Here is a 7,067-nt window from a genome sequence, read left to right on the forward strand (position 1 = left end):
CCGGGGCGGCGGCCTCCCGTACCCGCACGTCGGGCTGCACGGTCACCGGCGATCAGCTCCCACCGGCTGCCGCTCGCGCCTTCCGTCCCTCACCGGCATGCGGTTCATCGCCGCCCTGCTGGTGTTCCTCTACCACGCGTCGCTGCCGCACGTGGCGACCGACCTGTTCGCCGACGGCGGCGCGGCGGAGGCGTACCGGCAGGTGCTCAGCCGCGCCGGCTGGGTGGGGGTGTCGTTCTTCTTCGTCCTCAGCGGCTTCGTGATGACGTGGTCGGCGCGTCCCGGCGACCGCGCCGTGTCGTTCTGGCGCCGCCGCTTCTTCAAGATCTTCCCCAACCACGCGGTGATGTGGGTCCTCGGCCTGCTGCTGATCGCGGCCTCCACCACCGGGGCGGCCCAGGCGGTGCCGAACCTGCTGCTGGTGCAGTCCTGGTTCCACGACATCGACGTGTACTTCAGCGTCAACCCGCCCAGCTGGTCGCTCTCGTGCGAGCTGCTGTTCTACCTGACGTTCCCGTTCTGGGTGCGGCTGGTGCGGCGGATCCGCGCGGACCGGCTGTGGTGGTACGCGCTCGGCACCATGGCCGCCGTCGCGGCCGTCGCCCTCGCGGCCGACCTGTTCGTCCCCGGCTCGCCGGTGATCGAGGTGCCGTACGCGGTCTCCGAGCCGCAGTTCTGGCTGGTCTACATCCTGCCCGCCACCCGCCTGCTGGACTTCGTGCTCGGCATCCTCATGGCGCGCATCGTCCTCGAAGGCCGCTGGATCACCCTCGGACTGCTGCCGGCCGGGCTGCTGACCGTGGCGGCGTACGGCGTCTCCCTGCTCGTCCCCCCGCCGTACGCGATCAACGCCGTCACGATCGTGCCGTTCGCGCTGCTGATCCCGGCCGCCGCCACGGCGGACGTGAACGGCACGCGGTCGCCCTTCCGCGGGCGGGTAATGCTGTGGCTGGGCGAGGTGTCCTTCGCGTTCTACATGGTCCAGCAGGTCCTGCTGGAGTTCGCGCGCGGCCGCATGGGCGCCCGCTGGGCCCTGCCCACGCCCCTCGCCCTGGCCGTCATCGCCCTGGAGGCCGGCGCCGCCCTGCTCTGCGCCTGGCTGCTCCACACCGCCGTCGAGCGCCCGGCCATGCGCTTCGCGCGGCCGCGGAAACGAACCTGACAAACAGGTCCGGCCCCGTCGCGGGCCGCCGCCCGACCGCCTAGATTTTTACTTGAAACTTCAAGCGCTCCTGATCCGAGGGGCGGACGCTCCTGATCGGGGGCAGAGAGGAAGTCCGACGATGCGCACCACCACGCTGGGGAAGAACGGCCCGGAGGTCGGCCGGATCGGTCTCGGGACCATGGGCATGTCCTTCGCCTACGACCCGCAGAACCGGAACGACGACGCCTCCGTCAAGGTGATCCACCGCGCGATCGACCTGGGCGTCACGCTGCTGGACACCGCCGACGTCTACGGCCCGTTCACCAACGAGGAGCTGGTCGGCAAGGCCCTCGCCGGACGCCGCGACCAGGTCGTGCTCGCCACCAAGGGCGGTCTGGTCCTCGACGAGAACGGCCTCTCCCTCAACGGCCGCCCCGACTACCTGAAGCAGGCCCTGGAGGCGAGCCTGAAGCGCCTGGGCACCGACCACGTCGACGTCTACATGCTGCACCGCATCGACCCGGGCGTCCCGGTCGAGGAGAGCTGGGGCGCGCTCGCCGAGCTCGTCGCCGAGGGCAAGGCCGGCGCGATCGGCCTGTCCGAGGTCGCGCTGGAGGACGTCAAGCGCGCCCAGGCCGTCCACCCGGTCGCCGTCGTGGAGTCCGAGGCCTCGCTGTTCACCCGCGACTCCTTCGGCGAGGTCCTCCCCTACTGCAACGAGCAGGGCATCGCCTTCCTGCCCTACTCGCCGCTGGGCCGCGGCCTGCTCACCGGCCGCTTCAGCAACCCCGCCGACCTCACCGAGGACGACTGGCGCCGCGCCATGCCGCGCTTCACCGAGGAGGCCATGGCGGCCAACAAGGCCATCGTGGACACCGTCGCCACGATCGCCGAGCGCCACGGCGTCACCCTCTCGCAGGTCGCCCTGGCCTGGCTCGTGGCCCAGGGCGAGCACGTCGTGCCGATCCCGGGCACCAAGACGCTCGCCTACCTGGAGCAGAACGCCGCGGCCGCCGACGTCGAGCTGACCGCCGCCGAGATCGCCGAACTCGACGCCCTGCCCGCCCCCGTCGGCGCCCGCGAGTAGCGGCCGCCGCGGCACCCCGACCCGGGCCGGCGGCGCGTGGATCCCCCGCCACGCACCGCCGGCCCGTAACCCTGCCACCGGCCCGTCCCCCGGAGAACCATGCCCCTGCCCATCGTCGCCATGATGCTGTGCACCTTCAGCATCGGCACCGCGGAGTCCGTCATCGCGGGCATCCTGCCGCGCATCGCGGACGACCTCGGGGTCTCGCTGTCCGCGGCGGGGCTGCTGGTGAGCGTGTACGCGGCCGTCGTGGTCGTCGTCGGCCCGCTGATGACGCTGGCCACCGGCCGGCTGCCGCGCAAGCCCCTGCTGCTGGGCATGCTGGCGCTCTTCACCCTCGGCAACGTCATCGCCGCGCTCGCCGCCCCGGCCGGCTCGTACGCCCTCCTCGTCACCGGACGCCTCGTCAGCGCCTTCGCCCACTCCACGGTCTTCGCCCTCTGCCTGACCTCCGCCGGCGAGCTCGCCCCGCCCGGGCAGCGCGCCTCCGCCGGCGCGAAGATCACCCTCGGCTTCGGCCTCGCCATGGTCCTCGGCGTGCCGCTGGGCAGCTTCGTCGGTCGGCACTACGGCTGGAGCGTCACCTTCTGGTCCATCACGGCCATGAGCCTGGCCTGCCTCGCCCTGCTGGCCCGCTGCTTCCCGTCCACACCGCAGCCGCCGCCCGCGGGCCGCGGCGGCAGCGCCCTCGCCGAGCTGCGCGTCCTGGCCCGCCCCCGGGTCCTGCGCGCCATCGCCATCACCGTCTTCTGCAGCGCCGGCGTCTTCACCGCCTTCACCTACGCCGTGCCCCTGCTCACCGACGTCAGCGGCTTCGGCGAGGAGACCGTCACGGCCCTGCTGCTCCTCTACGGCGCGGGCGGCGTCGCGGGCAACGCCCTCGGCGGCAAGGCGGCCGACCGCTCCCTCGTGCCGTCCCTGACCCTGATCCTCGCCGCCGTGACCGGCGCGCTGCTCCTGCTGGCCGCGGTGGCCTCCCTCCCCTGGCCGACCGCGGGCGCCCTCCTGCTGCTCGGCCTGGCCTACTTCGGCACCGTCCCCGGCCTCAACACGATCATCGTCACCTCGGCCGGGGTCGGCTCGCCGACGCTGGCGCTGTCCGTGAACAGCTCCGCCTTCAACATCGGCATCGCCGCGGGCGGCCTGCTCGGGGGCGCGGCCGTCCAGTCCGGCGCGGGCCTGCGCGCGGCGCCGGTCGTGGGCGCGGCCGTCGTCGCCCTCGGGCTCGCCCTGTGCGCCTACGAACTGAAGACCCGCCGCCCGGCCCCGGTGCTCGCCACCTCCTCCGCAGGAAAGGACTGACCGCCATGACGCATGCCCCGGCCCCCGGCGCCGCCGACAGCAACGCCAACCCCTTCAACCAGCGCGTCATCGAGGAGTTCCGCGCCCACGCGGGCCGCGTCGGCGGCGACTTCGAGGGCGTCCCGCTGCTCCTCCTCACCACCACCGGCCGCCGCAGCGGCCTGCCCCGCACCACCCCGGCGACGTACCTGCGCGACGGCGGCGACTGGGTCGTCTTCGCCGCCAACGGAGGCGACGGCACCGACCCCGCCTGGTGCCGCAACCTGCGCGCGCACCCCGTCGCCACCGTGGAGCACGAAGGCCGCGCCCACCGCGTGGAGGCGGTCTTCACCGAGGGCGCCGAACGCGACCGCCTCTACGCGCAGCAGGTCGCGGTATCCCCGCAGTTCGCGGACTTCCAGGAGCGCACGGACCGCCTCATCCCGGTGGTACGGCTGCGCCCCGCGGACGCCGCCACCGCCTCGCCGTGCGCGTGGCCGACCCCGGCGCCGCCGCGCGGCACCTGGCCGGCGTCCCCGGCGTCACGGTGGGCGAGGTCCCGGGCGAGTTCCTGACCCCCTGGGGCCTGACCCTGCGCCTGCTGCAGCTGCCGCCGGACGGCTCCGCGGCCCCCGGCGTGGACCACGTCATCCACACGGTCGCCGACGTGGACGCCTCGGCCGCCTTCTTCACGGACGTCCTGGGCGCCGAGGAGACCGGCCGGACCCCCGAAGGCGACGTGGTCCTGCGCCTGGCCCCCGGCGCGCGCATCGTGCTTACCCCCGGCGCTCCGGCCGGCCCGCCGCGCAACAGCGACATCGGCGGCCGGCACCTCGCCTTCGACGTCGACGACGTGGACGCCGCCGCCGCGCGCCTGGGCGCCGTCCCGGGCGTCCGTCTCCTCGGCGCCCCGGAGACCATCGCGGAAGGCCCCCTGACCGGCGACCGCTGGCTCTACTTCACGACGCCCACCGGCATCCCGATGGAAATCAGGCACTGACCGGCCGGGGGAACAGCCGGAAGGAAGGCCGGAAGGAAGGCCCGGAAAAGCAGAACACCCCTCCGTCCGTGTTTCCACGGGCGAAGGGGTGTCGCTGGCGGTAGCGGTGGGATTTGAACCCACGGTGGAGTTGCCCCCACACACGCTTTCGAGGCGTGCTCCTTAGGCCGCTCGGACACGCTACCGAGAGAGAGCTTAGCGGACGGTGGGCCGTGCTCTGAAATCGGTTCCGGGGTGAAGGGGTGTGACGCTCCTCATCAGGCGCGCCGGGGCGCGGGGCGGCCGCGGAAGAAGTCCGTCAGGAGCGCCGCGCACTCCCCGGCGAGAACGCCCTGGATCACCTCGGGGCGGTGGTTGAGCCGGCGGTCGCGCAGCACGTCCCACAGGGAGCCGGCCGCGCCGGCCTTCTCGTCGACGGCGCCGTAGACGACGCGGTCGACGCGGGAGAGGACGATCGCGCCCGCGCACATCGTGCACGGCTCCAGCGTGACGACCAGCGTGCACCCCGCGAGGCGCCACTCGCCCACGGCCCGCGCCGCCGCGCGCAGGGCGAGGACCTCGGCGTGCGCGGTGGGGTCGCCGGTGGCCTCGCGCTCGTTGCGGCCGCGGCCGATGACGGAGCCGTCCGGACCCAGCACGACCGCGCCGACCGGCACGTCGCCGGTGGCGGGGGCCCGTACGGCCTCGTCCAAGGCGGCCCGCATGGGGGCGAGCCACGGGGCGCGCACGGGGTCGTGGTGGGTCGGCTCGCGGACGGCTTCGTTCATGGCACCAGTGTGAGCGAACCGGAGCGGGGGGCCGTCAGCGGACGGCCTCCAGGACGTCCGTGCAGCCGAGGGCGTCGGCGATCTCGCCGAGGGCGTCCCCCTTGAGGGCGAGCAGCTCCTTCTCGCCCACGCCGAGGTCGGAGAGGATCCCGGCGTCGCCGAGCGGGCCGGCCGGCCTCGGCTCCTCCGGGGCGGCGGCCTCGTCGTCCTCGGCCGCCTCGGGCTCGCCGTCCTCGGTGCCGTCGAGGTCGAGGGCGTCGAGGTCGTCGTCGGCGGTGTCGTCGCGGCCGATCAGCTCGTCGACCAGCATGGCGCCGTACGAGCTGCGGCCGGCGACGACGGCGTCGGAGACGAAGACGCGCGGGTCGTCCTCACCGTCGACGCGGACGACCCCGAACCAGGCGTCCTCCTGCTCGATGAGCGCCAGGACCGTGTCGTCCTCCACCGCGGCCTCACGGGCCAGGTCGGCCAGGTCGGCCAGGGTTTCCACGTCGTCGAGTTCTGTGTCGCTCGCTTGCCATCCGTCTTCGGTGCGCGCGAGCAGTGCGGCGAAGTACACCGTGACTCTCCCACTGGTCATAGGCGGTGCCGGGCCGGACGGGGACCACCCCGCCCACTCGGAATCGTGGCAGAAACCTCGCCGTTGCGAGAGGTCTTCCGCGCTGCGTCGTGCAGCAGTCCGAAGAGATGTGCCTCACGCGGCGCCGCAGGGCCGCCGTCCGGGCGGACGCGTCACCAACGGAAGGTCCTCATCCGCATCTGCTGGCGCATCCGGGCGGCGCGGGCCCGGCGCGGCTGCACGCGGTCGCGCAGTTCCTTCGCCTCGTTGAGCTCGCGCAGGAACTGGGCGCGTCTGCGGCGGCGGTCCGCCTCCTCCTCGGCCCCGGGGCCGGATTCGGCGGCGGACCGGGGTTCGGGCGCCGGTGCGCCACGCGTCGTGTCGGGCTTCTCGGGGGCGTCTTCAGCCATGGCAGGACCACCTCGTGCCGAGTGCTTCGCCGGCCACGCCCGGAGCGACAGACCGGGCGTACGTGCCCACTTTCCCCCTAAGTGGTGGTTTGATGCCAGTGCGGCGACAGACCCCCGCAGACCTGCGGCGGAGCGTCGAACGCCGCACGGCGGCCGCCGGGGGCCGAAAGCTCGGTTAATGTCGATGTCATGCGGATCCACGTCGTCGACCACCCCTTGGTGGCGCACAAGCTCACCACCCTGCGCGACAAGCGCACCGACTCCCCCACCTTCCGGCGTCTCGCCGACGAGCTGGTCACCCTGCTCGCCTACGAGGCCACGCGCGACGTGCGCACCGAGCAGGTGGACATCGAGTCCCCGGTGACGGCGACCACCGGCGTCAAGCTCTCCCACCCGCGCCCGCTCGTGGTGCCGATCCTGCGCGCCGGCCTCGGCATGCTCGACGGCATGGTCCGGCTGCTGCCGACCGCCGAGGTGGGCTTCCTGGGCATGATCCGCAACGAGGAGACCCTCAAGGCGGAGACCTACGCCACGCGCATGCCCGACGACCTCTCGGGCCGCCAGGTCTACGTCCTGGACCCGATGCTGGCCACCGGCGGCACGCTGGTCGCCGCGATCAACGAGCTGATCGAGCGCGGTGCCGACGACGTCACCGCGATCTGCCTGCTGGCCGCGCCGGAGGGCGTCGAGGTCATGGAGCGCGAGCTCGCGGGCGCCCCGGTCACCGTGGTCACCGCCTCGGTCGACGAGCGCCTCAACGAGAACGGCTACATCGTCCCGGGCCTGGGCGACGCGGGCGACCGCATGTACGGCACGGCG

Annotated in this window: 9 protein-coding genes and 1 tRNA gene; 6 read left to right on the forward strand and 4 right to left on the reverse strand. The window is 73.6% G+C overall.

Translation table 11 applies throughout. The features are described 5' to 3' along the window. The 5 genes from ACSNOG_RS31080 to ACSNOG_RS31100 all read left to right on the forward strand — a co-directional run. A partial coding sequence (locus tag ACSNOG_RS31080; RefSeq protein ID WP_436756045.1) for an acyltransferase family protein occupies positions 1-1,162 on the forward strand: 1,162 nt, incomplete at its 5' end. Between the two features lie 121 nt (positions 1,163-1,283). Then, entirely contained in the window at positions 1,284-2,231 is a 948-nt protein-coding gene (locus tag ACSNOG_RS31085; protein ID WP_436756046.1) for an aldo/keto reductase, read from the forward strand. A 99-nt stretch (positions 2,232-2,330) separates the two neighbouring features. Further along, a complete protein-coding gene (locus ACSNOG_RS31090) occupies positions 2,331-3,533 on the forward strand; it encodes an MFS transporter (RefSeq protein WP_436756047.1) in 1,203 nt (400 codons plus the stop codon). Positions 3,534-3,538: 5 nt separating this feature from the next. After that, positions 3,539-4,087, forward strand: coding sequence for a nitroreductase family deazaflavin-dependent oxidoreductase (locus ACSNOG_RS31095; RefSeq protein WP_436756048.1), 549 nt, complete (start codon positions 3,539-3,541; stop codon positions 4,085-4,087). Then, positions 4,060-4,512, forward strand: a complete 453-nt coding sequence (locus ACSNOG_RS31100) for a VOC family protein (RefSeq protein ID WP_436756049.1) — start codon at positions 4,060-4,062, stop codon at positions 4,510-4,512. The genes ACSNOG_RS31095 and ACSNOG_RS31100 overlap by 28 nt, the downstream gene beginning before the upstream one ends. 95 nt (positions 4,513-4,607) lie before the next feature. Here the strand turns inward: ACSNOG_RS31100 and ACSNOG_RS31105 are convergent. From ACSNOG_RS31105 to ACSNOG_RS31120, 4 genes are all read right to left on the reverse strand, one after another. Next, positions 4,608-4,697: transfer RNA gene (locus ACSNOG_RS31105), tRNA-Ser, on the reverse strand. Between the two features lie 72 nt (positions 4,698-4,769). Then, positions 4,770-5,279, reverse strand: coding sequence for a tRNA adenosine(34) deaminase TadA (gene tadA, locus ACSNOG_RS31110; protein ID WP_436756050.1), 510 nt, complete (start codon positions 5,277-5,279; stop codon positions 4,770-4,772). A 34-nt stretch (positions 5,280-5,313) separates the two neighbouring features. After that, positions 5,314-5,838 (reverse strand): tRNA adenosine deaminase-associated protein, encoded by a 525-nt coding sequence (locus ACSNOG_RS31115; protein ID WP_436756051.1) that lies wholly within the window; start codon positions 5,836-5,838, stop codon positions 5,314-5,316. 173 nt (positions 5,839-6,011) lie between these two features. Further along, positions 6,012-6,248, reverse strand: a complete 237-nt coding sequence (locus ACSNOG_RS31120) for a hypothetical protein (RefSeq protein WP_436756052.1) — start codon at positions 6,246-6,248, stop codon at positions 6,012-6,014. Positions 6,249-6,437: 189 nt separating this feature from the next. Between ACSNOG_RS31120 and upp the strand changes: the two genes are divergently transcribed. Next, a partial coding sequence (gene upp, locus ACSNOG_RS31125; protein WP_436756053.1) for a uracil phosphoribosyltransferase occupies positions 6,438-7,067 on the forward strand: 630 nt, incomplete at its 3' end.

Origin of the sequence: Streptomyces sp. URMC 124 (assembly GCF_051386455.1) — a bacterium.
GTDB lineage: Bacteria > Actinomycetota > Actinomycetes > Streptomycetales > Streptomycetaceae > Streptomyces.

Excerpts from the sequence above, each read along its gene's own strand:
- ACSNOG_RS31090 (WP_436756047.1), top strand. The coding sequence starts at position 2,331 with ATGCCCCTGCCCATCGTCGCCATGATGCTGTGCACCTTCAGCATCGGC.
- ACSNOG_RS31120 (WP_436756052.1), bottom strand. The coding sequence starts at position 6,248 with ATGGCTGAAGACGCCCCCGAGAAGCCCGACACGACGCGTGGCGCACCG.
- ACSNOG_RS31095 (WP_436756048.1), top strand. The coding sequence starts at position 3,539 with ATGACGCATGCCCCGGCCCCCGGCGCCGCCGACAGCAACGCCAACCCC.
- tadA (WP_436756050.1), bottom strand. The coding sequence starts at position 5,279 with ATGAACGAAGCCGTCCGCGAGCCGACCCACCACGACCCCGTGCGCGCC.
- ACSNOG_RS31085 (WP_436756046.1), top strand. The coding sequence starts at position 1,284 with ATGCGCACCACCACGCTGGGGAAGAACGGCCCGGAGGTCGGCCGGATC.